Below are 23,674 nucleotides of genomic sequence, written 5' to 3'. Positions count from 1 at the left end.
CATCTTAGAATGTGCCTTCCAGGAGGAGCATGCCTCCTTGACGGGACAGACCCACGCTAGGGGTCACTCCTTGGGCTTCCTCGGCGGCGTCGCCTTCCTCTTCTTCCGTTTCGTCGGCGTCATCGCCGCTCCAGTCGGTGAGGATGGCGATCACCAGCGTGGTCGCGGCCAGGCCAGCGGTCACGCCAATCAACGCGTTGGTGCGGCGCTCGCGGGACTGGCCGTCGTCGAGCAAGCGGCGGGCTTCCGCGCAGGCGGGCTCCGAAGGGCACATGGCGGCCTGTGCTTCGTAGGCGTCCACGTGGTTCATGGTGTCCACGCCCGACCAGATCATGACAGCGCCGGCTCCGAGGGTGAGCGCGCCCGCCACCAGGAAGGTGGCCTTGGGGAAACGGAAGGGCTCGCTCAGGTCGAGCGGCTGGCCATCGGCGCCCACGCGCACTTCGGGCTCGGGCGGCGGGGGCGGGCCTTCGAACGAGAGCGCACGCGTCTGACCGGCGCGGGCCTCGACCTCTTGCACCACGCGGCCGTGCTCGAACGCGGCGGCCACCTCGTGCTCCCGGTCCGGCTCCACGAAGAAGGACATGCCGCCCGTGAGCGTTCCGTCCACTTCCACCGCGCAGCTCTCGTTGCAGGTGACATCGACACGGACGTACTGGGAGGAAGCACCCTCGAGCACCTCGGCCGCCATGGCTTGCGCGGCCTCGTCGTCGGGATACGTCTGCTGCATGCGCAGGGCGAGCGACGCCGCGCGCATCTGATGACCCGCGCGCCTGCGTGCCTCGATGGCGTGCGAGAGCGCGGCAGGCGCGGGCGAGAGGCGGTCAGCCGTCTCGAACCACTGGGCCGCGGCCTCCCAGTTTTCCGTGAGCGCCTCTTGGGTGCCGCGATCGAAAGCCTGGGCGGCAGCAGCACGTTCCCGGCCCTGCGCGTGGGCTCCACCGGCAACGAGCGAGAGGAGCGCGACGAGCGCGAAGGCTGTGGTTTTCGAGTGATTCATGCGAGCGGTCGCCATTTCAGTGCTTCCCTCAGAATGCCTGTAGGTTTATCAGCTAGTCAAGACTCGTGTGACCGGACACGTGGAAATTATCCCCGTTTGAGGACTACATCTCACGGCGCTGCCCAGACTGGGCCACGGGGACCTGCGCCCGTATCATGGATTGCAATTCGCCGGGCTCCGCCGAGCGCCCGAGCGCGGTGTCCAGATCGATGATGCCCTGCGTGTACAGCTGGTAGAGCGCCTGGTTCATGGTCTGCATTCCGCTGATCCCCTGGCCGGTCTGCATCATGCCGTAGATCTGGTGGACCTTCGCCTCGCGAATCAGGTTCCGGATGCCCGCGTTGGGGATCATCACTTCGAGCGCCAGGGCGCGGCCAGGCCCGTCGCAACGGGGAACCAGCATCTGCGTGACCACCGCCTGCAGCACGAAGCTCAGCTGCGCGCGGACCTGCGACTGCTGGTGCGGCGGGAACACGTCGATGACGCGGTTGATGGACTGCACGGCGCTGTTGGTGTGCAGCGTGGCGAACGCGAGGTGACCCGTCTCGGAGATCGTCATGGCGGCCTCGATGGTCTCGAGGTCGCGCATCTCGCCCACCAGGATCACGTCCGGGTCCTGGCGCAGGGCGTAGCGCAGGGCGCCCTTGAAGGACTCGGTGTCGGCTCCGATCTCGCGCTGGTTGACCACCGAGAGTTTGTTGGGGTGCAGGTACTCGATGGGATCCTCCACGGTGAGGATGTGGTTCCGCTCCGTGGAGTTGATCTCGTCGATCATGGCGGCGAGCGTGGTGGACTTGCCCGATCCCGTGGGCCCCGTGACCAGCACGAGGCCGCGGGGCAGGTGGGCCAGCTCCTTCAACACGGGCGGCACGCCCAGCTCGTCCAGCGTTCGGACCTTGAACGGGATGGCTCGGAACGCGGCGCCCACGGCGCCCCGCTGCAGGAAGATGTTGGCGCGGAAGCGCGAGATGCCCTTCACGTTGAAGGAGAAGTCGAGCTCGTTGTCGCGCTCGAAGCGCACCTTCTGCTCGTCGGAGAGCACCTCGTAGCAGAGCGCCTTGGTCTCCACCGCCGTGAGCGGCGGCGTGCGCAGCGGCACCAGGCTCCCATCGATGCGGATCTGCGGTGGCGTTCCGGTGGTGACGTGGAGATCCGAACCGCCCCGGTCGGTCATCACCTTCAGCAGCTGCCGAATGGAGAATCGAGGGCCTTCCTGCTGCTCTTCCATGCCGCGGACGATACCAGAGCCCAAACCCCTGCGGCTATCAGATGCGGTTCACAGCTCGGTCTTGATCCAGGCGCGGTTGCGCAGGCTCTTCCCCCGCCCACGCTTCCCTACCACGCGTGCCGCAGTCTGGGCGGCCAGGAACGCGCCCTCGAGGCCCAGGGCAGGGACGTTGTGGGGGCCGGCGAGGAGCAGGTTCTTCAGCGGGGTGCGCGCGGGCAGCCCACAGAAGCCCAGGCCGTCGCGCACGGGGTAGCCATAAAGGGTGGACATGGTGGCCGGCCCGCGCTCCCAGGGCGACTGGCTGGGCACCTGCACGCCGTGCTCGTGGTCGTGGGCGTCGCGACCGTCGTGGGGCGAGTCCACCAACAGCAGGCGCTTGCCGTCCAGCAGGAACGGGATGAGACGGCTCAGCTCCGCGAGGATGCGCTCGCGCTCGGTGGCCAGGCGCTCGCCGCGCTCCTCGACGTCGCGGCGCGCGATGAGCGTCTGGACGCACAGCAGCTGCTTGCCGTCTTCGATGGGTCCCAGCGAGACGTAGAGTGGCGCGGCCGTGCTGTCGTCGCTCAACGCCGCGAACACGTCGCGCGCCATGCCCTCGGGGATGCAGCCCGCGCGCACCACGAGGTTCAGCGTGAAGCGAAACCAGCGCGCCTGGGGTTCGCCACGTCGCTCGAACAGCTGCTCGAACACGCCCCGATCGGGCACCACGCGCAGCAGCTCGCCGATCGTGCCGGCCGCGATCACGTAGTCCGCGCCGATGTCGTCGTCGGTGTCGTGCACCCGCAGACCCACCACGCGCCCGCCGCGGACAATGAGCTTCTCGGCCGCTGCGCGCTCGTGCACGGCGCCGCTGTGTGACAGGATCTTCTCGCGCAGCGCCTCCTCGAGCCACGCGTGGCCGCCGTCGATGTGCGCGGCGCCCTTCCACCACGCCTCGAACACGCGGCAGAGCGCCTGGCCGTTGAGCTGCTGCGGATCGATGCCCGTGCCCAACATGGCAGGCAGCTGCACCACCCTTCGGAACGCGTGGTCGCGCGGGAGCTCCTCGAGCGGGTCCCAGTCTCCGCTGCGCTCGCGGAACCCCTGATGCGCGGTGGCGCGTGAGAACTCCCGGCGCTCGAAGAAGGTCTGTGCCGGCCACGCCAGGTCGCGCTCGAAGAGGGCGTCGAGGCGCTCCCCCACGTGGGTCACGGTGCGCAGGGCGTCCCCCACGGGCCGCCGCACGTCTCCGAACTCACGCAGGATCTCGGCGTCCAGCACGTCGGCGTCGGTGGCCATGTCGAACCGAATGCCGGGCAGCGCCACCTGGAAGGCCGGGTCCATGGCCGAGGCCTTGCGGCGGAACAGCTGGTGGAGCGCCAGCTCGCTCATGGTCCGGCGTGCCACGGGGCAGTGCGCAGCCAGGAACGGCGTGCGCTCGCGAGGCAGTGTGTAGCCCGCGATGTCGTACGTGTTGGGGCGCTCGTGCTGCCCGAGCACCAGCACACGGCAGCCGCGGCGCGACAGCAGCGCACCCGTCAGCAAGCCCGAGAGCGTGCTGCCCAAGACGACGGCGTCGTAGGAGCTGGCGGTCATGGGGCGTCGAAGCGCGGGGCGACGAAGCACCCGTCGGGCGTCGGCGCGTCACGCAGTGAGGGAGGCGCGAGGCTCATGCGACCGCGTGCGATCCAGTCGATGACCGTGGGCAGGAGCTCGTGCTCGGCGCGCTGGATGCGGGCGTGCAGCGAGGCGGTGTCGTCGGACGGAAGCACCGGGATGGCGGCTTGGGCCAGGATGGGACCCGTGTCCACCCCGTGGTCCACCACGTGGACCGTGCAGCCCGTGATGCGCACGCCCGCCGCCACGGCCTGAGCGGGCGCGTCGTGCCCTGGGAACGCAGGCAGCAGCGACGGGTGCACGTTGACGAGCTTGCCGGGAAAGCGCTCCAGCAAGGGCGCGCCCAGGATGCGCATGAAGCCGGCCAGCACCACCACCTGGGGCGTGAGGGCAGCCACCGCGTCGGCGAGGGCCACGTTCCATGCGTCCCGATCGGCGCCGCGCGCCAAGGGCACCACGCGTGTGCTCACTCCGCGTCCGGCCGCGAGCGCGAGCGCGCCGGCATCGGCCTTGTCGGAGACCACGCCCACCACCCTCGCGTCACAGCGACCCGCATCGATGGCGTCGAAGATCGCGGCGAGGTTCGAGCCTCGCCCCGAGGCCAGCACCACGATGTCGAGCGCGGTCATTCAGTCGACCTGAACTCGCGCCTCACCCGTGGCGTCGGAGGCGACGATGACGCCGACCTCGTACGCGGGCTCGCCCACGGCGAGGAGCGCGGCGGTGACGGCCTCCACATCGGCCCGCGGCACGATGATGGTGAAGCCCAGGCCCAGGTTGAAGGTGCGCTGCATCTCGGGTTCGGCCACGCCACCCTCACGCTGGATCAGGTCGAAGATGGCGGGGCGTGGCCACGACCCCAGCTTCACGTGCATGCCCACGCCGGCGGGCAGGCCGCGGTGCAGGTTGCCGGGCAGACCGCCGCCCGTGATGTGGCAGAAGCCGCGCACGTCGCCCGCCGAAAGCGCAGCCTGCGCCACCTGTGCGTAGATCTTGGTGGGACGCAGCAGGGTCTCGCCCAGCGGGGCGGAGAGGCCCGCCGGCGTGTCGGTGAGCGAGAGCGGCGCCTCGCGGTCCAGCAGCGCGCGGCGCGCCAGACTGAAGCCGTTGCTGTGCAGGCCCGACGAGGCCACGCCCAGCACGATGTCGCCCACAGCGATGCGCTCGCCCGTGATCAGCTTCTTGCGGCCGACCACCCCTACCGCGAAGCCGGCGAGGTCGTACTCACCGCCAGCATAGAATCCCGGGAGCTCGGCCGTCTCACCACCCAGCAGGGCACAGCCGGCCTGCTTGCAGCCGTCGGCGATGCCGCGCACCACGGCCTCGCCCTGGTCCACGTCCAGCTTGCCCGTGGCGAAGTAGTCGAGGAAGAAGAGCGGCCGCGCGCCCACCGTGAGCACGTCGTTCACGCACATGGCCACGAGGTCGATGCCCACCGTGTCGTGGCGGTCGAGCGCGAACGCCAGCTTGAGCTTGGTGCCCACGCCGTCCGTACCGGACACCAGGATGGGGTCCTCGATGTCGCTCGGTAGGCCGCAGAGCCCCGCGAAGCCACCGATGCCGCCGATGACGTGTGGCGTGCGCGTTGCGGCGGCGAGCGGCTTGATGCGGTCGACCAAGCGTTCGCCGGCATCGATGTCGACGCCTGCGTCGCGGTAGGTGAGGCCTTTCATGTGGCGGCGTGTAGCACGGGCCGCGCCTTTGGGCGATGCCCGCGCGGCGCTAGCGCTCGGACGCCTGGCCGGCCGAGGCGGGGGCGGGGGCCTCGCTGGGCTGAGAGCGCGTGCTGGCCACCACGCCGGCAAGGATGATGAGGACCACCACGATGGCGACGCCGATCATCTGGCGCTTGGGCTTCTCGGTGGGCAGGGGCGGCAGTGGGATGCTGTCGAGCGAGATCTCGCCCGACAGCGCATGCTCTTGGCGCAGCGCCTCTTGTGCCGGCTTGGCGCTGGCCGCCGCCTCCTCGGCGACCTGCCATGCGGGCTTGAACGAGCTTGCGAAGCGGTCGCGCGCGGCGGCGTCGAAGTCCACCGGGCCGCCTGGCGCGGGGGCCTTGCTGGCCTCGCGCGAGGCTTCGGCGGGGGCAGGGTTGACGGATTCGGCGCCCTTCGGCTCGGCGGACGGCGCTTCCACCGAGTCCATCTCGCTCGACGAGTCGGTCACGGACTCCTTCGAGCCGCTCGCCTTGCCGTCCGTGCCGTCCTTGCTTCGTTTCTTCTTCTTCGCCACTCGTGTCTCCCGCGGACCAGTGTTTGCCGCGTCTCTCAGTCGGTGCCGGGGAAGAGCTCCGCCAGCCGGTCGTCCCACTCGTCCGCCACCGCTGCCACGGTGGTGACCAGGTCCTCGAACTCCTCGAAGTCGAGGCCACCCAGGCGCCGCAGCGCCCTCAGATACAGTGCGTCGCGGTCCTTGTCGATCGCAAATGCGCCATCGCTCGTCACGAGGAAGTTGAGCTCCAAGAGGCGGCGATAAAATTCCTCGCGGCCCTCTCGGGGCACGTCCATGATGCGCGACAGGAGCAACAGAGTCCCATGCTCGACGAGCACGTTGATGCCCACCGTGGCCGACCCACGCTGCACCTCGGTGTATCCGTCGCGGTCGAGCGGCGCGATGGCGATGCCCACCTGATCGCCGAAGCGGCGCAGGTAGTCGTTCACCATCTCGGGGGCGTCACGGTAGGTGCGCCCGCTCGGTCGGTCTTGGAACAACGGGGACTGGGACAACGGCTACCTGAGGTGAGCGTTTGAGGGAAGTCGCAGGCTGCTGCGCCGCGTGCAGGGCGGAACGTACCAGGGTGCGGGAGGCTTGGCGAGCGGCGCGGTGGCTGACGCTGACTCTGCTCGGGCTGGCTGCGTGCAGTGGCGGAGGGGACGCGGAGGAGGCCGAAGCTCGCCCGGCGGAGCACGCCCTCGAGGGGCGCCTTGCTGGAGCAGGGAGCTGGTCCGAGGAGCGCCTGCGTGAAGAGCTGGTGGCGGTCGACGCCGAGCAGGCCGCCGCGACGGACGCACTGGCTCGGGCACAGCTCGCTCGCGCGGGGGGGCGCCTGGCGCGCTGGCTCGCTCTCGAGACCGGCGCAGCGTCGGACCTCGCGTTGGCCCGCGAGCGGCTCACGGCGGCGATGTCCCTCCCACTTCCCGCCGAGCCATCTTGGACCTTCGAAGCGGAGCTGTGCGAGGCGGGCCTCGAGCTCGTGCGGCTCGAGTCCATCGACGCGCAGGACGTGGACGCCGCGCAGCGTGTGGCCACAGACCTCGCCGAGCGCTTCCGCGTTCGCGATGATCGCCCCGACGCCGTGGGGGCCGATGCGCCCGGCCAGCTGCGGTTGCTCGACTGCGTGCGCCAAGCCCGCCGCACTGCGGGGTCGCTCGAAGGCTCGTCCCAGGCGCTGTCGGCTGCCGACGCGGACGCAGGGCTGCCGGCCCCTGCGGGCGACGCCGCGGTGACCCCCGCCGGTCCCGTCACCATGACGGACGTGGCCGTCTACTCGGGCGGCGCGCTCGGAGCCCGCGCCGTGCTGCGCTTCGATGGACAGCCGGTCTACGAGGTGGGTCAGTCGCGAGAAGCCGCGGGCGAGCCCGCGCGCGTTTGGATCGACGTCCGCGACGCGACGGTTCCCCCGGCCCTGGGCGAAGTGTGGCGGGTCGACTCGGGCGGCCTCACCCAGGTGCGGCGCATGACCAGTGCGGGCGGCGGGGCGCGCGTCATCTTCGAGCTCGCACCCGGCGCACGCCATCGCGTGTTCGCTTTTCCCGAGCCCTATCGCTTGGTGGTGGACATCGAGTCGCGCGACAGCGTGGCGCGCTCGGTCCAGCCCCAGCTGCCAGAGGGGGCGCCGCACCCCACGCGCGTGATCGTGCTCGACCCCGGTCACGGTGGCACCGAGCGCGGCGCCACGGCGGGCGGCCTGCGCGAGAGCCGGCTCGCGCTCGACATCTCCACCCGTGTGGCCATCCTGCTTCGGCGGGCGCTCCCCGGAGTGCGGGTGCTGCTGACCCGCCAGGCCGACGTCACGCTGTCGCTCGAGGAACGCACGGCCATGGCGAACGCGGTCGGCGCGGACCTCTTCGTGTCGGTTCACCTCAACGCGGCGGAAGAGCCGGTGGAGCACGGCGGGGTGACCACCTTCGTGCTCGACACCACCAACCAGCGGCAGGCCAACCGCCTGGCCGCGCGCGAGAACGGCACCTCCACGCGGGACGTCACGGATCTCCAGCGGCTCCTCGCGGGGCTCCATCGGCAGGAGCAGGTGGCGCTCTCGCGCGAGCTGGCCGAGAGCATCCACCGCGGCACCCTCGCCGGTGGCCGCCGCGTCCTGCCACGCCTCCCGGACCGCGGCGTGCGCAGCGCCATGTTCCACGTGCTGGTGGGCGCGCGCATGCCCGCCGTGCTGCTCGAGGCCTCGTTCCTCAGCAAGCCCGAAGAGGCCGCGGCGCTGGGCACGGCGCGTTACAGGCAGGCTCTCGCGGAGGGGATCGCGGCGGGGATCGCGCGGTACGTCACGGGGTCCTGACGCACCTTGGGCGCGACGTGGCGCGACGTTCGCTTGGGTGATCGTGAGGGGCCGGGGCGGGGCGGGCCTCGCGGCGGGCACGGACGCGCTGGCGCGTCCTGTCGGGTCCTCCCTAAAAGCGGCACTTCGCTGCGCTGCGTTTGCTTTCGGGGGTCCCCCCCACGCCCTTGCTGAGGCCCGCCCCGCCCCGGCCCCCCGCGCCCGTTTGGACGGTGCGCCACCGAGCGCATCGGGCGCGACTGGACCCCGCGGGCGGGCTGCGGCGGGCGCCGCGGCCCTTCCGCTCGTGGCATCGGGGTGGGCTCGGATGAGCGGAGTGTAGTCGCGCCGAGTCGGGTGTGTCCGCCGGGTTCGGTGCACCCGTCGCGCTCGGCGGAGACCTGCTGAGCCCCACGAACTCAGCCGCGCCTACATCGAGCTCAGCCGAGCCTCCCACACGCCCGGTGGACCCTCTCCGACGCACGCGCACTCACCCGCGCCCAAGACGTCAGCCGCCGCCGGGGCGGGGCAGGGGTCAGCAAGGGCGTGGGGACGGGGAAGTCGATCGGTGATCGCGGTCGAGGGCCCGGATGGCTAGGCGAGAGGAGCATACCGAGAGGTATGTGACCGAGGAGCAACGACGCCAGCTGGGATGCCTCGGCCGCGAGGACGACGACTTCCCCGTCCTCACGCCCTTGGGGCGTGGGGGGACCCGGAAAACAAACGGAGCGCAGCGCAGTGCCGTTTTCCAGGGAGTCCCGACAGGACGCGCCAGCGCGTCCGTGCCCGCCGCGACCCCTGCCGCGCCCCGGCGGATCGATCACGCCGCCTGAGCCCGCTGCTTGCGGTGGCGAGGTGGGGTTCACATACTCCGCCATCGTGCGCGAAGTATCGCCCTCACCCGCGTTGGATCTCAGCCGCTTCGCGCCCATGCTCGGCACCACCTGTGGCGGCTACCTCAAGGCCTATCGCGCGCGGTTCGAAGCTGCGGTGCGGCAGGGCACACCGGGTGTGGAAGGCGCTCGCCAGCACGCACGCGCCATCGATGGTCTGCTGAACGCGCTGTTCTGCGCGGCGGACGCGGCGGCACGCGCCGAGGTCAAGCCCAGCGGGCGGCTGTCGCTCGTAGCGGTGGGCGGCTACGGGCGCAGCACGCTCGGGCTCCACAGCGACGTGGATGTCCTCTTCTTGTGCGACGACCCCACCGAGCCGTACGTGCGGCGCGTGTCCGAGGGCCTGCTCTATCCGTTGTGGGACCTCGGCGTGGACATCGGTCACGCGGTCCGTGGCGTGGATGAGACGCTCAAGCTGGCGCAGGAGGACATCCGCACCTCCACCACGCTGCTCGACCTGCGCTGCGTGGCGGGTGACCGCCCCATCGTGGAAGAGCTGCACCGGCGCGGGCAGGTGGAGGTCTTCGAGTCCAACCTGGACCGCTTCCTGGACGCGCTCACCGAAGACACCGAGTCGCGTCATCGCCGCTTCGGTGACTCGCTCTTCCTGCTGGAGCCCGAGGTCAAGCAGGGGCGTGGCGGGCTGCGCGACCTGGACGTGGCCGAGTGGACCATTCGTGCTCGTCACGGGGTGCGCACCGTTCAGGAGTACGTCACGTGCGGCGCGCTGGTGGAGCGTGAGGTCGAGCGCCTGGACGCGGCGCGCGAGATGCTCTGGCGCACCCGCAACCTCTTGCACCTGCGCGCTGGGCGCCAGCAAGACCGCCTCACGTTCGCGGACCAAGAAGAGATCGCGGAGCAGCTCGGCTTCGTGGACGGCATCTCCCTCGCCGTCGAGCAGTTCATGCAGGCCTACTACCGCCACGCGCGGGTGGTGGCGCAGACCACCGAGCGCATGCTGGACCGGGCGCGGGCCGTGCGTGAGAGCTCGCACCCCCGCGGCATCCGGGTGTTCGGCGACGGCACGGTGCAGGTGGGCACGCGCGTGGACCTCGAGCGCCCGGATGCGCTCACCGAGGACCCGGCGCTGGCGTTGCGCCTCTACCGGCGCGCCCTGCGTCATCAGCTCACACCGCACCCGCAAACGCGTGACGTCATCGCGCGGGCGGCCGCCAGCAAGCTGTGGCGTGAGCGCCTCAAGCGCTCGGAAGAGGCCACCCAACTGTTCGTGGAGATCCTGAAGCACGTGGGCGACGCGCCCTTCCGCGGAGGCGCGCTGACCGAGCTCCACGAGGTGGGCTTGATCACGGCCATGGTCCCCGAGTTCGGGCCGCTGGTGGGGCGCGTGATGCACGACGCCTACCACGTCTACACGGTGGACATTCACTCCATCCTCGCGGCCGAGAAGTTCCGCACCCTCATCCGCGGTGACCACACCGACCAGCTGGGCATGGCGTCGCGCTTGGCGGCGGTGGCGCCGCGGCGTCTGCCCATCTTCCTGGCCCTGCTGCTGCACCACCTGGGCCGCGCCTACGGCCGCGGGCAGCAAGCACGTGGCGCGCAGATGGCCATGGACGTAGCGCGGCGGTTCGGGCTCAGCGAAGCCGACGCCGACCGCGTGGGGTTCCTCATCCGTGAGCACTGGAACTTCTACCGCATGGCCACGCAGCGCGACGTTCGCGACCGCGAGACGCTGGCCGAGGTGGCGAAGTCCGTGGGCAGCCACGAGGGCCTGAGCGACCTCTACGTCATGACCGTGTGCGTGCTGGCCACCATCAACACGTCGGCCATGACGGCGTGGAAGGCGCGCATGCTCGAAGAGCTGTACGTCGCGCTCATGCACTACTTCGAAGAGGGCGACGACCCGAGCCAGCGCGTGGCCGGTATCGCCGACGAAGTGCGGCGTGCGTTCGGCGAGGCCAGCGAGGCAGACCGCGCGGCGCTCGAGGCCTTCATCAGCCAGATGCCCGAGCGGTACCTGCTGGCGAACAACGTGGAGAGCATCGTGGGTCACGCGCGCTTCGCCATCGCCCTCGCCGCGCAGGACGTGGCCGTGCGCATGGGGCCGGGCCCTGGTGACGACGTGTTCGAGTTGGTCGTCACCACCGACGACCGCCCTGGCTTGCTCGCGGACGTGGCGGCGGTGCTCGCGGCCAACCGCCTCAGCGTCGTGGGCGCCGAGGTCTACGCGCGCGACATGCCCGAGGGGCGCCGTGCCTTCGACACGTTCCTGGTGCGCCGTGCGGGTGCGGGCAGCGTGCCCACCGACATCGCAGCGCGGGTGACGCACGACATCCGCGAGCGCCTCGCCAACCGCGTCAGCGCCAAGGAGCTGATCTCGCGGCCACCCAAGACCCCCGAGTGGGCCACGCGGCAGGTGCCCGAGGCGCCCACCGAGGTCTCGGTGGACAACGAGGTCTCGTCCACGTGCACCGTGGTGGACGTCTTCACGCGCGACCGCCCCGGCCTTCTGTCGGTCATCGCGCGCGTCTTCGCCGACCGCAAGCTCGACATCGTGCTGTCCAAGGTGAACACCGAGGGCGAGCGCGTGGCCGACGTGTTCTACGTGCAGCGGCCCGACGGGTCGAAGGTGAGCGAGCGGGAAGAGGTCTTCGCCCTGCGCGATGCGCTCCGCAGCGCGGTGGTGGCGTTCCACGTGGAGCAGGGGGCAGCCAAGTGATCACCCACCTCGTGACCCGGCGCCTCGCGCGCTCCCAGCGCTTCTTCGCGGGGCTCTTGGCCCTCGCGTTCGTGAGCGCATCGGCCGGCTGCGGCGGAGGCGGCGCCACGCAGAGCGTGCACTCCCGCCTGCAGGACGACGTAGAGTTCGACGAGGAGGGCGCCGAGCGCCACCCCGCGAGCGAGCGCGTTCGGGCCGGTGAGGCCAAACTGGTGGAGGGCGACCTCGCCGGCGCCCGTGCCGACTTCGAGGCCGCCATCGCCGAGGACCCGAGCGACGCGCGGGCACACCTGGACCTGGGCCTGGTGTTGGAGCTGGGTGAAGACTTCGAAGGCGCCGAGCGCGCCTACCGCGAGACCCTCGCGCTGGACGCAGACTTTCCCGAGGCGCTCAACAACCTGGGTCTCCTGCTGCGTGACAGCGAGCGCGCCGAGGAGGCCGCCTCGCTCTTGCGCCGTGCGGTGGCGCTGCGCCCGAGCTACGCGGAGGCCACCCTCAACCTGGGCCTGGCGCTCGAAGACATGGGCGACCACGCGGGTGCGCTCGATGCGTACCGGCGTGCGGCGCGCCTCTCACCCGACGACGCCTACCCGCGCGTGAGCCTGGGCCTCCTGTTGGCGGAGACGGGCGACGCCACCAACGCCCGCACGGAGCTGCAGCGCGCGCGCGCGCTGGCGCAGGGTGACGCAGGAACATTGCTGGAGATTGGCTCGGCGCTGCGCCAGCTCTCCGACTTCGAGGGAGCCGAGCGCGCCATCACCGACGCGATCGCCGCCAACGACGACACGGTGACGCCCACGCTGGCCGCTGAGCTCGCGCTGGCCAAGCTGGGCCGGTCCGACAACGCCGGCGCCCGCGCCACGCTCGAGCAGGCGATCACTCAGCACCCGGACGACGCCACGCTGCACTTCCTGCTGGGACGCGTGGCGGTGGAGCGCGACGACGTGCCGGCCGCGCGCGCAGCCTTCACGCGCATGCTGGCGCTCGAGGCGGACAGTGAGCGAGCCAGCAGCGTGCGCACGTGGCTCGCAGAGCATCCCGAGCCGCCGGCGCCACGCCCGAGCGGCCGGCGCCCCTCACGCTGAGGGTTCGTCGCCACCCGTGGGCCGGGACGACCCCACGGGCGCGGTCTCGGCAGGCGCGGGGGTGGCCTCGGCGGCCTGCACCGGCGCACGCTTCTTGAGGCCCACCAGGAAGACCTCGTAGCTCTCGTCGCGCGTGGCCTTGGGCCGCACCACCTTGGTCTCGGTGTAGCGCTCGCGCACGGCCTTCTGTGCGTCCGGGAAATCCTTGCCCTGGAAGATCTTGCCGGTGAAGTGCCCCCCCGGCACCAGCACGCGATCCGCCACGTCGAGCGCGGTCATGAACAGCTCGTAGCTGCGGTACATGTCCGTCTCTCGTGCGCCCGTGGTGTTGGGCGCCATGTCGCTGATCACCACGTCGAACGCGCCCAGCGTGTCCAGCTGCAGCGCGTGCACGTCCAGGACCTCGATGCGGGCGTTGGTGGGCAGGGCGGCGCGGTGCGGCTGGATGTCGATGCCGAACACACGCCCCTCGAGACCCACGCGGGTGGCGGCGTACATGGTCCAGGAGCCGGGCGCGGCGCCCAGATCCAGCACCCTCTGGCCACGCCGGAAGAGCCGCACTTTCTGGTCGATCTCCTCCAGCTTGTAGACCGAGCGCGCAGGAAAGCCGTCGGCTTTCGCACGACGGCCATAGCTGTCCTGGACTCGTCGGTTTCCGCCTCCTCCGCCTCCACCGTTGCCGGTGGGGCCACTGCGGCGTCGACCAGACAAGCTGTGCTCAGGTGCGCGGCTGCGCGTTCTTCTTGACGGCCGCGCGGACCTCGACGACGCCGTTGCGCGAGCCGGGGACGCCGCCCTCGACGAGCACGACGCCCTCTTCGTCCATCACCTTGGCAACCTTGAGGTTGAGGTTGGTGACGGTCTTGTTGCCGAACTGGCCGGGCATGCGCTGACCCTTGAGCGTGTGGCCCGGGGTCATGTTCATGCCGATGGAGCCACCGTGACGCTTGTACTCGTGCGTACCGTGACCGACGGTGCCGGCGCCCGAGAAGTTGTGGCGCTTCATGACACCACCGAAGCCGCGGCCCTTGCTGGTGGCCGACACGTCGATGAACTGGCCGACCGTGAACACGTCGGACGGCTTGAGGCTCTGGCCGACCTCGTACTTGTCCGCGACGTCCGCGGTGACGCGGAACTCACGCACCACCGACGGGGGCTCCACGCCCAGCTTCTCGTAGACCGCGAGCTGCGGCTTGTTCACCAGCTTCTTGCGCTTGGTGCCGAAGCCCAGCTGGAGGGCCGAGTAGCCGTCCTTGGCCGCGGTCCGCTTGCCAACCACGACGCAGGGGCCGGTTTGGATGACGGTGACGCGGGCGACTTCGCCGTCTTCTTGGAAAATCTGGGTGTTTCCAAGCTTCTTGCCGATGAGACCAAAGTTCGTATTCATGATCGCGAAGTTTGTTTTGGGGGCATTCCGCCAGGTCGAAGTCGCCGCGGCAGGACCACACAGGAGGGTCTGGAAAAGGGTGCGAAGGATACGTGCACGGGGTGCCGGGTCAAGCCGGTAGGGTCACTTTTCTACGATCAGGCCTGGCCAGCGGGCAAGCCGAAGACCCGGAGCGCGTTCTCGAACGATCGCTCACGCACCTCGGCGGGGTCGATGCCGCGCAGCGCGGCGATGCAGTCCGCGGTATGGGCCACGTAGGCGGGTTCGTTTCGGCGCCCCCGGAAGGGGATGGGCGCCAGGTAGGGCGCGTCCGTCTCGATGAGCAGCGCGTCGAGCGGCTGGAGCCGCGCGGCCTCCCGGACGTCCACCGCGTTCTTGAACGTCACGATCCCGCTGAAACTCGACACAAAGCCCATGTCCAGAGCGGCGCGGGCGAAGTCGGGGGTCTCGCTGAAGCAGTGGATGATGCCGCCCACGTCGCGTGCCTGCTCCTCGCGCAAGATGGCCAACGTGTCTTCCGGGGCGGAGCGGGTGTGCACCACCAGCGGCTTCTTCACTTGCTTGGCGAGCGCGATCTGGTCGCGGAAGGCCTGCTGCTGCGCCACCCGCGGCGAGTTGTCGTAGTGGTAGTCGAGGCCGGCCTCACCGATGGCGACGATCAGGGGGTCGGCGGCCACTTCCACGATCGCCTGGGCCAGCTCCGGGCTCCAGTGGGCCGCGTCGTGAGGGTGCACACCCGAGGTGGCCACCACCCAGTCGGCATGCGCGCGGGCCACGTTGAGCGCGCGGGGCACCGTCTCCACCGAATTGCAGCACCCGATGGTGGCGATGCGCGTGACCCCAGCCGCGCGGGCGCGCGCCAGCACGCCCTCGAAGTCGTCCACGAAGCGCTTGTCGTCGAGGTGGCAGTGCGTGTCGAACAGGCTCAGGCGGGACTCCCGGCGCCGAGCGCCGCGAGCGCGTCGCGCAGCAGCACCTTGTCCACGCCGCGTGGGCGCACCAGCAGCTCCTCCAGTTCGGGGCGCAGGGCGGCGAGCTTCAGCTGCATGACCTGCACCACCGCGTAGGGCCTGCCGTCCGGGCGGAAGGCTCGCAAGACGGAGCGCAGGGCGTCTTCGCCACGCGGGTCGCCCAGCCGGATGAGCGCGGCACCGGCCGCCGCCTTGGTGAGCAGCGGCGTGAACAGCCTCGCCGCCGTGGCCGCCAGTGGCTCGCGGGCCGCCTCCACGCCGAGTGTCCCCAGCGCTTCGGCCGCCTCGAAGGAGCCTCGCGTGAGATCCTCGATCAGGGCGGGCACACCGCGGGAGTCTCCCAAGTCCGCCAAGGCGAGGGCCACGCTCGAGCGCACGCGGGGCGTGTCGGTCAGCCGGCCGGCGAGGGCGTCCAGGTGGTGCCGAGCGCCCAGCGCCGCGAGGGCCGCCGCCGCCGTGGCGCGCACCTCCTCGCTCTCGTCGGCGAGGGCGTGCAGGGTGGCCGCATCCAGCGCCGGAGAGCCCGAGGTGAGTGACCGGTAGGGCCCCGCGGACGCTGGCCCGTCGCCGGCACGCGCCACCAGCGCCTCGAGCGCCGCGATCTGGAGCGGCGGATCGGGCGGGGTGACGCAGGCCACGAGCGCGGCTTCGTCGCAGCCCAGAGCCTCGGCCGTGAGCAGCGCGGCGGCTCGCACGGCGGGCACCGGGTCTCCCAGCTGGGCCATGGCGTCGGGCAGCAGGCTCACGTCGACCAGTTGGCGCAGCGCCCTCAGCGCTTCGAGGCGCACCCGCGCATCCACGTCGCCCAGCAGCTGCCTCAAGCCTGCTCGCGCCCCGTCGGCGTGGGAGTCGTCCACCATGCCCAGCGCCCGCGCGGCGGCCACACGAAACTCGGCTCGGGTGGCGTGCACGTCCCGGAGGGCGGCCTCGGGCGTTGGGGTCAGCGGGGTCAAGAACACGTCGGGTTCCTACCCGTCGGGGCTCGGCATCGTCAAGTGGCCCCTTTTTTTGACCCCCTCCGTGAACGCGTGCTAGGCCGCAGCTCTCGCTGCACGCGCGCACAGCCGCTCATCTGAGCAGACGATACGTTCGTTCAGCGGCCGCCACGGCGACAAGGAGAACCCCAGCGAATGGCAAAGCGGACCACCACACTCATCGCCCTCGGTCTCATGACCCTCGCGCTCGGCGCCGTCGGCTGCAACTGCGGCGGAGGCGAAGAGGGCGCGGAAGGCGCAGAGGCCCCTGTCTCGGAGGCCTTCGAAGACCTCGACACGCAGCTCGACCTGATCGAGCTGGTGCACCTGGCAGACGTGTACCACCACGGGCTCTACGTGGACTTCGGCACCCCGGCACAGGCCAAGTACAGCGTGGGTGACTGGCGCTCGGGGTGGGGCGCGCGCTCGTCCGAGGGCGACGTCACCTTCACGCTGGTGGGGACGCGCTCACGCTTCTACTTCCCCGTCGACCAGGCTGGTGACCACACCCTGCGCCTGCGCCTGCGCGCGCACGGCACCGAGCGCATGACGCCGTACCTGAACGGCGAGGCCATCCAGTCCCTGACCGTGCGCCAGGGCGAGTTCGGCGACTACGACGTCACGCTGCCGGGCGCCAAGCTGACGGTCGGTGAGAACAACCTCCAGTTCGTCTTCGGCGGCAGCACCCAGGTGGGCGGCCAAGAGGTGTCGGCGGCCATCGAGTCGGTGCGCCTCGTGCACGGTACGTTCCCCGCCGGCGAGTTCGACGCGCCGGCGTTCGAGTCGCTGGTGGCCACCGTGTCGCTCGACGGCACGGAGCGGCAGGCGGTGGTCGCGCGGCGGCCCATGAACCTGCGCTACCACGTGCAGGTCCCCGCGAACGGCAAGCTGGGCTTTGGCGTGGGCTTGGACGGGCAGGGCGACGCCGCCGTGAAGGTCTACGTCACCGGCGACGCCGGCACGCGCCAAGAGGTCTTCGCGGGCAGCGCCAACGGCGAGTGGAACGACCAGGTGGTGGACCTCGCCGCGTTCGCGGGGCAGGTGGTGCGCCTCGAGCTGGCGTCGGAGAGCGCGGGTGCAGGCCGAGTGGCCTGGAGCGTGCCGCGCATCCTGGTGCCGCACGTCGACCGCCCCACCATCGAGCCCGCCCGCAACGTGGTGGTGCTGTTGATCGACACGCTGCGCGCCGACAAGCTGCGCCCGTTCAACCCCCGCAGCCGTGTGGAGGCGCCCACCATCGATGCGCTCGCCCAGGCCGGCGCCGTGTTCGAGCTGGCGCAGTCTCCGGAGAACTGGACGAAGCCCTCCGTGGCGTCCGTGCTGACGGGCCTCTACCCCATGACCCACCGGCAGAAGACCGAGTCGTCGTCGCTGCCGCCGAGCGCGGTGCTGCTGAGCGAGCACCTCAAGGAGCAGGGGTTCCGCACCGCCAGCTTCATCGCCAACGGCTACGTGTCGGACCGCTTCGGCTTCAACCAGGGCTGGGACCACTACACCAACTACATTCGCGAGGGGAAGAGCACCGAGGCCGAGAACGTCTTCGCCGAGGCCGCCACCTGGATCGAGGCCAACCGCGGCGAGCGGTTCTTCACCTACATCCAGACCATCGATCCGCACGTGCCGTACGACCCGCCCGCCGAGTACCTGCGTCGCTACGACGCGCGCACGGACTACGCTGGGCAGGTGCAGCCGCGCATGACGCCGGACCTCCTGGTGGGGGCCAAGCGCAACCCGCCCACGGTGGTCTTCGACGAGAGCGACCGACGCCGCCTCGACGCCCTGCACGACGGCGAGATCACGCAGCACGACCACTTCTTCGGGCGCTTCCTGGCGAAGCTGGAGGAGCTGGGGCTCACCGAGGACACGCTGGTGGTGGTGGTCTCCGACCACGGCGAGGAGTTCAACGACCACGGGTCCTATGGTCATGGCCACTCGGTGTACCAGGAGCTCCTGCACGTGCCCCTCATGTTCCGCCTCCCGGGCCGCATCCCCGCGAACGTGCGCATCCCGCACGCGGTCAGCACGCTGAACATCCCGGCCACCGTCACCGAATTCCTCGGGGTGCCCGCCATGGGCACGCAGGAGGGGTACAGCCTCGCGAACATGATGCTGGGCGTGAACGCGCCCGGGCCGCGCGTGGCCTTCAGCGACTTCCAGGACGAGCGCCGGGTCATCACCACCAGCCGCTGGAAGTTCATCGTGCGCGGCAACCTGACCTCCACGCTGTTCGACCTGCAGCAGGACCCGCGGGAGCGGCAGCAGCTGCCGGCCGGGGCCAGCCCGGTGGCACAGCGCTTCTGCCGGGTGATGCTCTCGCAGTTCCTGGGCTCGACGGACCGTGGGAACTGGACGGGCTCCCAACAGGGGCGTGGCACCCAGCTAGAGGCCAGCGACGCGGTCATGGACGACGAGATCCAGGGTCAGCTGCGAGCCTTGGGATACGCCAACTAACCCCACGAGGGTCACATCACGACGGAGCAACCCCATCCGCTGTAGAGCGTATGGGGTTCTTCAATTCCGACCGCGCAGGAGAAAAAGTGGCACTGCGGTCCACATATCCTTGCGCCCCGGTCGGTTTTCCGTATATTCCCTGTACCCAATTAGGGACACTAATGTCCCAGGTGACGACAGGCTGACCCATGACCAACCTTACCGACGCGGATCGCGCTTCCGATCGCCTCTCCCGCAACCTGGGCGCGCGCAGTGGCACCAGCCTCGGTCGCTATGAGCTGGTGCGCCGGATCGGTTCCGGCGGCATGGCCGAGGTGTACGAGGCGGTGCACCGGGGGCTGAAGAAGACCGTGGCCATCAAGGTGCTCCTGCCGGAGGTCGCGGGGAACGACGACCTGCGGGCCCGCTTCCTGCGAGAGGGCGAGGCCGCGTCGCGCATCCAGCACCCTCACGTGGTGGACGTGACCGACGTGGGGGAGGACGGGGGCATCCCCTACCTGGTCATGGAGCTGCTGGTGGGCGAGACGCTCACCGAGGTGATCGAAGGCAGCAAGCGCCTGAGCGTCCCTCGCTCGCTGGACATCCTGCTCCCCATCGCGGCGGCGCTCTCCGAAGCGCACCGGCGGGGTGTGGTGCACCGCGACCTCAAGCCGGACAACATCTTCATCGCGCGCACGGCGAACGGAAAGGCCGTGCCCAAGCTGCTGGACTTCGGCGTCTCGAAGCTGACCACGGCGGGCATCCCCAGCAACACGGCCATCTCGTCGGTGCTGGGCACCCCGCACTACATGGCGCCCGAGCAGGCCCTCGGCACCGCCGCCGTGGACGCGCGTGCCGACCAGTACACCTTCGCGCTGGTGGTCTACGAGTGCATCACGGGGGAGCTGCCCTTCAGCAGTGAGAACGTGGTGGCGCTCCTGCACGAGGTGTCGCGCGGCGTGCAGACGCCTCCCTCGGCGTACGTCCTGGATCTGCCCGCGTCGCTGGACACCATCCTGCTGCGTGCGCTCTCCCCGAACCCGAGCGACCGGTACGCGGACCTGGCGGAGCTCACCAGCTACTTGCTTCCTTTCGCCACACCACGCGCGGCCCGCGACTACCGGGTGCTGGCCAACCAGGACTCCGGCGAGTGGCGGCCCGGGGAAGAGCGCCCGGCGGCTTCGGAGATCACGGGGGACTTTACGTATCAGTCCACGAAGCGCCGGCGCGTGGTGGATGCCGCGGCCGTCACGGACTACCCGCCAGCGCCCTCACCCGCAGGCACGCCGACACCCACCGTGGTGAACCGGAACCCGCTCGGTTCGCTCGCCCCACCCACGGAGGGCGTCACGTTTCTCCCTCCCGAGCAGCAGAACTCGCGTGCGTCGCGGCTGGTTTTGCTGGGGCTCGTGCTCGCGGTGGCGCTGGGTGTGGGTGGCTGGGCCCTCTTTGCGCGCTCACCCGAGAACGGTCCTTCCGCGCCCCCGCGCGGTGCCGTGCTGGCCGCCACCGGAGTGCAGGCAGTACCGCCCGGCGCGGGTGCTGCCACCGCGGGCGCCCAGCTGCCGCCGGTCCAGCCCGGGAGCCCAGGCGCCGTCGTGAGCCCCAGCCTGACGCGCATCGTGGTCGTCGCGTTCCCCTCGGACGCCACCCTCGAGCTGGACGGGGTCACCGTGGGGCAGGGGTCGCTCGACCACGCGCTGGTGCTCGATGGACGGCTGCACACGCTGGTGGTCGCGGCTCCGGGCTACGAGTCCGAGCGCCTCACCTTCACCACGCAAGCGCCCCCGGCGCGGGTGGAGCTGAGCCGCGCGCGTCGCCACGCATCGACCATGGGGGGTGCCAACGCCTCTCCCGCCAACGATCCGCCGCCCCGGCGCCCCGCGGACAACGACCTTCGAGACTCGAGGTAGAGATGTCATCCAGAAGCCACTCACGCTGCGCCTCGGTGCGCGGCGCGGCCGTGTTCGCCCTGCTCACGATGGTGCTGACCGCGGCGCTGCTCATCCAAGCCTTGGAACCACTGCGGGCCAGCGCCGATGGCACGGCCGACGAGGCCGATCTCCACTTCCGGCTGGGCAACGAGGCCTACCGGGCCGGCGACTTCAGCGCCGCGCTCGAGCACTACCTCGCGTCCAATCGGCTGGTGCCCAACCACAACGTGGTGTTCAACATCGCGCGGGCCTACCAGCGGCTCGAGATGTTCCCGGAGGCGTACCGCTACTACGCCTCGGCGCTCGCGGCCGAGACCGACGCGGAGGCGCGCACGCGCATCGAGGCGTCGCTCACGGAGCTGGGCGCCCGTGTGGCGCTCATCGACGTGGACTCCACACCTTCGGGCGCCACGGTGTTCGTGGACCGCATCGATCTCGGCTCGGTGGGCGCCGCGCCCCGCACCATCGCCCTTCCGGCCGGGACGTACCGCATCCTCGCGCGCCTGGCTGGTCACCATGATGCGACCAGCGAGCCCGTGCGCGTCACCGTGGGCCAGCGCGTCAGCGTGCGCCTGGACCTCACGCGCATCGTGGGGACGCTGTCGGTCGCCGGCGCCCCGGGCGCCGAGCTGCGCCTGGATGGCGAAGAGGGCGCGGCCCTCTGCACGTTGCCCTGCTCGCTGCCCGTTCCCCCTGGGCAGCACGTCATCCACGTGGCGGCGGCCGGCTACGAGCCGCTGGTGCGGGCCGTCACCATCAACGAAGGAGCCACCACGCGCACCGATGTCTCGCTAACGGCCGAGACCGGATCCGTCGTGGTCCGCTCCGACGTCGAAGGTGCCCTGGTGCAGATCGATGGCGTGACCGTGGGCTTCACCCCCGTGGTGGCCTCGGGCATCGCCGTGGGCGAGCGCACGGTGCGGGTGAGCGCGCGCGGCTACGAGCCCGAAGAAGCCGTGGTGGTGGTGACCACCGACCGGCAGGTGGAGCTCACCAGTGTCCGCATGCGCACGCTGCGCGAGGTGAGCGCGGCCTCCCGCGAGGTGGAGAGCATCGAGGACGCGCCGGCCTCCGTGTCCGTCATCTCGGCGGCGGAGATCGAAGCCTTCCGCTACCCCACGCTGGCCGAGGCGCTGCGCGGTCAGCGCGGCTTCGCGCTCACGTCGGACAGCATCTACTCCAATGCGGCCGTGCGCGGGCTGGGACAGCCGAACGACTACAACAACCGCCTGCTGATCCTGAGCGACGGCGCCACGATGAACGAGAACATCCTCCAGCAGGCGTTCATCGGCTACGACGGCCGCGTGGACCTCGGCGACGTGGAGCGCATCGAGATCGTGCGCGGCGCGGGCTCGGTGCTCTACGGAACCGGCGCCGTCTCGGGTGTGGTCAACATGGTGCCGCTCACGCACGAGCTCGACACCTCCGCCCGCTTCGAGCTGTCGCTCGCCGATGGCAACGTGGGCCGCGCGCGGGGTGCCTTCAACGTACGGCTGAGCGAGAGCGCCGGCGTTCGGGGATCCGTCGCGGTGGCGCGCTCCGGGGGCCGCGACGAGCTCTTGGTGTTCGACCTGGACGGCGACGGCGAGACCGAGCGCAACCGCGCCGAGGGCATCGAGCGCTTCGAGGCCGTGACCGGATCGGTGCGCGCGTGGGTGGGTCCGCTGGTCGTGCAGGCCTTCTACACGGCGCGCACCATCTCCATCCCCACGGGCTCGTTCGACACGCTCTTCAACCGCCCCGAGAACAACTACGACGATCACCGCGGCCTTCTGGAAGTCCGCTTCGAGCCGCGCCTGTCGGAGAACGTGGAGCTCCGCACGCGCGTCCACGTGAACTACACCTACTTCAACCTCGACTACCTGTACGCCGGCGAGGACGAGGCCAGCATGACGGAGTTCGACCAGCCGTACGCAGAGACCTACCACGGCGTGTGGCTCGGCGGAGAAGCGCGCCTGGTGGCGCAGGTGGTGCCCTCGCTGCGCCTCACGGCGGGCGCGGAGGCCATCCACCACCCGTTGGTCTCCATGCTGGTCACCGACGACAACCTGGACGGGTCGCGCAACACGGTCCTCGACGAGCGTCGCGAGTTCACCACGGTCGCGGGCTACCTCTTGGCGGACTGGGAGCCCGTGCGCGCACTGCGCGTGTCGCTCGGTGGCCGCGTGGACGGTTGGCTGCTGCCCGAGCCCTCCGAGAGTTTCGTGTCGTTCAACCCTCGGCTCGCCATCATCTTGCGCCCCAGCGAGCAGGACACCCTGAAGCTCCTGGGTGGGCGTGCCTTCCGTGCGCCCAGCACCTACGAACAGATCTTCCAGGACGGCGGGCGCACCTCCCTGGCCAGCACCTGCTGCGGACAGCCGCTGCGCCCCGAGACGCTCTGGTCGGGCGAGCTCGAGTACACGCACCGCTTCGACGAGGAGTGGTCGCTGCTGCTCTCCGGCCACGCGCAGTTCGCGCAGGACTTCATCGACACCCTGCTGGTACCAGCCGCGAACGATCCGGAGATGCTCGGGCTCACCTACTTCGCGAACAGCGGCGCCGATCAGCTCAATGTGGGGGGCGACGTTGAGGTGCGGCGTGAGCTGCGCGACGGCTGGATGTTCTCGGCGCAGGCCGGGGTGCTCTCCGCGCGCTTCATGGAGCCGCCCGAGTCGGAGGGCGCGACCGCCAACCGCGACGTCCCCAACGCGCCGTACCTCTTCGCCTCCGCTCGCGCCATCTTTCCCATCCTCGACCGGCTGTTGCGCGGCGCGCTGCGGCTCAGCGTGGAAGCTCCGCGCCGCATCGACCTCGAGACCAACGACACCACCGGCTGGGCCGTGCTGGCCGACGTGGTGGTCTCCGGCAGCGTGGATGACCTCGGCATCCGATACGCTCTGGGCGTCTACAACCTCTTCGACTGGGACTACCAGGTGCCGGTGTCGCCCTTTGCCTCGACCACCATGCCCCAGCGTGGGCGTCGTTTCATGCTGTCGCTGGGCCTCGATCTCTGAGCGGGCAC

Annotated in this window: 17 protein-coding genes; 6 read left to right on the top strand and 11 right to left on the bottom strand. The window is 70.6% G+C overall.

The genetic code is table 11. The features are described from left to right. Positions 1-4: 4 nt before the first annotated feature. From IPI43_20360 to IPI43_20330, 7 genes are all read right to left on the bottom strand, one after another. Complete coding sequence (locus tag IPI43_20360) at positions 5-1,000, bottom strand: hypothetical protein (protein MBK7776457.1); 996 nt, start codon at positions 998-1,000, stop codon at positions 5-7. A 103-nt stretch (positions 1,001-1,103) separates the two neighbouring features. Further along, positions 1,104-2,228 carry a type IV pilus twitching motility protein PilT gene (locus IPI43_20355; protein MBK7776456.1) on the bottom strand — a complete coding sequence of 375 codons (1,125 nt, stop codon included), beginning with the start codon at positions 2,226-2,228 and terminating at the stop codon, positions 1,104-1,106. Positions 2,229-2,276: 48 nt separating this feature from the next. Beyond that, positions 2,277-3,803 (bottom strand): hypothetical protein, encoded by a 1,527-nt coding sequence (locus IPI43_20350; protein MBK7776455.1) that lies wholly within the window; start codon positions 3,801-3,803, stop codon positions 2,277-2,279. Then, a complete protein-coding gene (locus tag IPI43_20345) occupies positions 3,800-4,453 on the bottom strand; it encodes a phosphoribosylglycinamide formyltransferase (GenBank protein ID MBK7776454.1) in 654 nt (217 codons plus the stop codon). The genes IPI43_20350 and IPI43_20345 overlap by 4 nt, the downstream gene beginning before the upstream one ends. Then, positions 4,454-5,497: a phosphoribosylformylglycinamidine cyclo-ligase gene (locus IPI43_20340; GenBank protein ID MBK7776453.1), complete on the bottom strand. Its 1,044-nt coding sequence runs from the start codon at positions 5,495-5,497 to the stop codon at positions 4,454-4,456. A 49-nt stretch (positions 5,498-5,546) separates the two neighbouring features. Then, on the bottom strand, positions 5,547-6,056 hold the full coding sequence (locus IPI43_20335) for a hypothetical protein (protein ID MBK7776452.1): 510 nt from the start codon (positions 6,054-6,056) through the stop codon (positions 5,547-5,549). A gap of 35 nt (positions 6,057-6,091) precedes the next feature. Then, entirely contained in the window at positions 6,092-6,550 is a 459-nt protein-coding gene (locus tag IPI43_20330; protein MBK7776451.1) for a YbjN domain-containing protein, read from the bottom strand. A 71-nt stretch (positions 6,551-6,621) separates the two neighbouring features. On the opposite strand from IPI43_20330, the gene IPI43_20325 reads away from it, so the two are divergent. The 3 genes from IPI43_20325 (at position 6,622) to IPI43_20315 (ending at position 12,974) form a co-directional block, all read left to right on the top strand. Then, on the top strand, positions 6,622-8,337 hold the full coding sequence (locus IPI43_20325) for an N-acetylmuramoyl-L-alanine amidase (protein ID MBK7776450.1): 1,716 nt from the start codon (positions 6,622-6,624) through the stop codon (positions 8,335-8,337). A gap of 858 nt (positions 8,338-9,195) precedes the next feature. After that, positions 9,196-11,889 (top strand): [protein-PII] uridylyltransferase, encoded by a 2,694-nt coding sequence (glnD, locus tag IPI43_20320; protein ID MBK7776449.1) that lies wholly within the window; start codon positions 9,196-9,198, stop codon positions 11,887-11,889. After that, positions 11,886-12,974 carry a tetratricopeptide repeat protein gene (locus IPI43_20315; GenBank protein MBK7776448.1) on the top strand — a complete coding sequence of 363 codons (1,089 nt, stop codon included), beginning with the start codon at positions 11,886-11,888 and terminating at the stop codon, positions 12,972-12,974. Before glnD ends, IPI43_20315 begins: the two co-directional genes overlap by 4 nt. Here the strand turns inward: IPI43_20315 and IPI43_20310 are convergent. The 4 genes from IPI43_20310 to IPI43_20295 form a co-directional block, all read right to left on the bottom strand. After that, positions 12,966-13,685, bottom strand: a complete 720-nt coding sequence (locus IPI43_20310; protein MBK7776447.1) for an RlmE family RNA methyltransferase — start codon at positions 13,683-13,685, stop codon at positions 12,966-12,968. The genes IPI43_20315 and IPI43_20310 overlap by 9 nt on opposite strands. 7 nt (positions 13,686-13,692) lie before the next feature. Then, a complete protein-coding gene (rplC, locus tag IPI43_20305; protein MBK7776446.1) occupies positions 13,693-14,361 on the bottom strand; it encodes a 50S ribosomal protein L3 in 669 nt (222 codons plus the stop codon). 137 nt (positions 14,362-14,498) lie between these two features. Continuing rightward, positions 14,499-15,284 (bottom strand): TatD family hydrolase, encoded by a 786-nt coding sequence (locus tag IPI43_20300; protein MBK7776445.1) that lies wholly within the window; start codon positions 15,282-15,284, stop codon positions 14,499-14,501. Positions 15,285-15,286: 2 nt separating this feature from the next. Beyond that, a complete protein-coding gene (locus IPI43_20295; protein ID MBK7776444.1) occupies positions 15,287-16,291 on the bottom strand; it encodes a HEAT repeat domain-containing protein in 1,005 nt (334 codons plus the stop codon). A 171-nt stretch (positions 16,292-16,462) separates the two neighbouring features. Between IPI43_20295 and IPI43_20290 the strand changes: the two genes are divergently transcribed. The 3 genes from IPI43_20290 to IPI43_20280 all read left to right on the top strand — a co-directional run bounded on the left by IPI43_20290 (position 16,463) and on the right by IPI43_20280 (position 23,666). Next, positions 16,463-18,757, top strand: a complete 2,295-nt coding sequence (locus IPI43_20290) for a sulfatase (protein ID MBK7776443.1) — start codon at positions 16,463-16,465, stop codon at positions 18,755-18,757. Between the two features lie 188 nt (positions 18,758-18,945). Beyond that, on the top strand, positions 18,946-20,649 hold the full coding sequence (locus tag IPI43_20285; GenBank protein ID MBK7776442.1) for a serine/threonine protein kinase: 1,704 nt from the start codon (positions 18,946-18,948) through the stop codon (positions 20,647-20,649). Positions 20,650-20,651: 2 nt separating this feature from the next. Next, complete coding sequence (locus IPI43_20280; protein ID MBK7776441.1) at positions 20,652-23,666, top strand: TonB-dependent receptor; 3,015 nt, start codon at positions 20,652-20,654, stop codon at positions 23,664-23,666. Positions 23,667-23,674: the final 8 nt, after the last annotated feature.

The organism is Sandaracinaceae bacterium, assembly GCA_016706685.1.
In the GTDB taxonomy this organism is placed as follows: domain Bacteria; phylum Myxococcota_A; class Polyangia; order Polyangiales; family Houyiibacteriaceae; genus JADJJE01.
Note: the sequence above shows the minus strand (reverse complement) of the source record. Positions and strands in the feature narration are given on the sequence as shown.

Excerpts from the sequence above, each read along its gene's own strand:
- rplC (MBK7776446.1), bottom strand. The coding sequence starts at position 14,361 with ATGAATACGAACTTTGGTCTCATCGGCAAGAAGCTTGGAAACACCCAG.
- IPI43_20350 (MBK7776455.1), bottom strand. The coding sequence starts at position 3,803 with ATGACCGCCAGCTCCTACGACGCCGTCGTCTTGGGCAGCACGCTCTCG.
- IPI43_20285 (MBK7776442.1), top strand. The coding sequence starts at position 18,946 with ATGACCAACCTTACCGACGCGGATCGCGCTTCCGATCGCCTCTCCCGC.
- IPI43_20360 (MBK7776457.1), bottom strand. The coding sequence starts at position 1,000 with ATGAATCACTCGAAAACCACAGCCTTCGCGCTCGTCGCGCTCCTCTCG.
- IPI43_20355 (MBK7776456.1), bottom strand. The coding sequence starts at position 2,228 with ATGGAAGAGCAGCAGGAAGGCCCTCGATTCTCCATTCGGCAGCTGCTG.
- IPI43_20345 (MBK7776454.1), bottom strand. The coding sequence starts at position 4,453 with ATGACCGCGCTCGACATCGTGGTGCTGGCCTCGGGGCGAGGCTCGAAC.
- IPI43_20280 (MBK7776441.1), top strand. The coding sequence starts at position 20,652 with ATGTCATCCAGAAGCCACTCACGCTGCGCCTCGGTGCGCGGCGCGGCC.
- IPI43_20340 (MBK7776453.1), bottom strand. The coding sequence starts at position 5,497 with ATGAAAGGCCTCACCTACCGCGACGCAGGCGTCGACATCGATGCCGGC.
- IPI43_20290 (MBK7776443.1), top strand. The coding sequence starts at position 16,463 with ATGGCAAAGCGGACCACCACACTCATCGCCCTCGGTCTCATGACCCTC.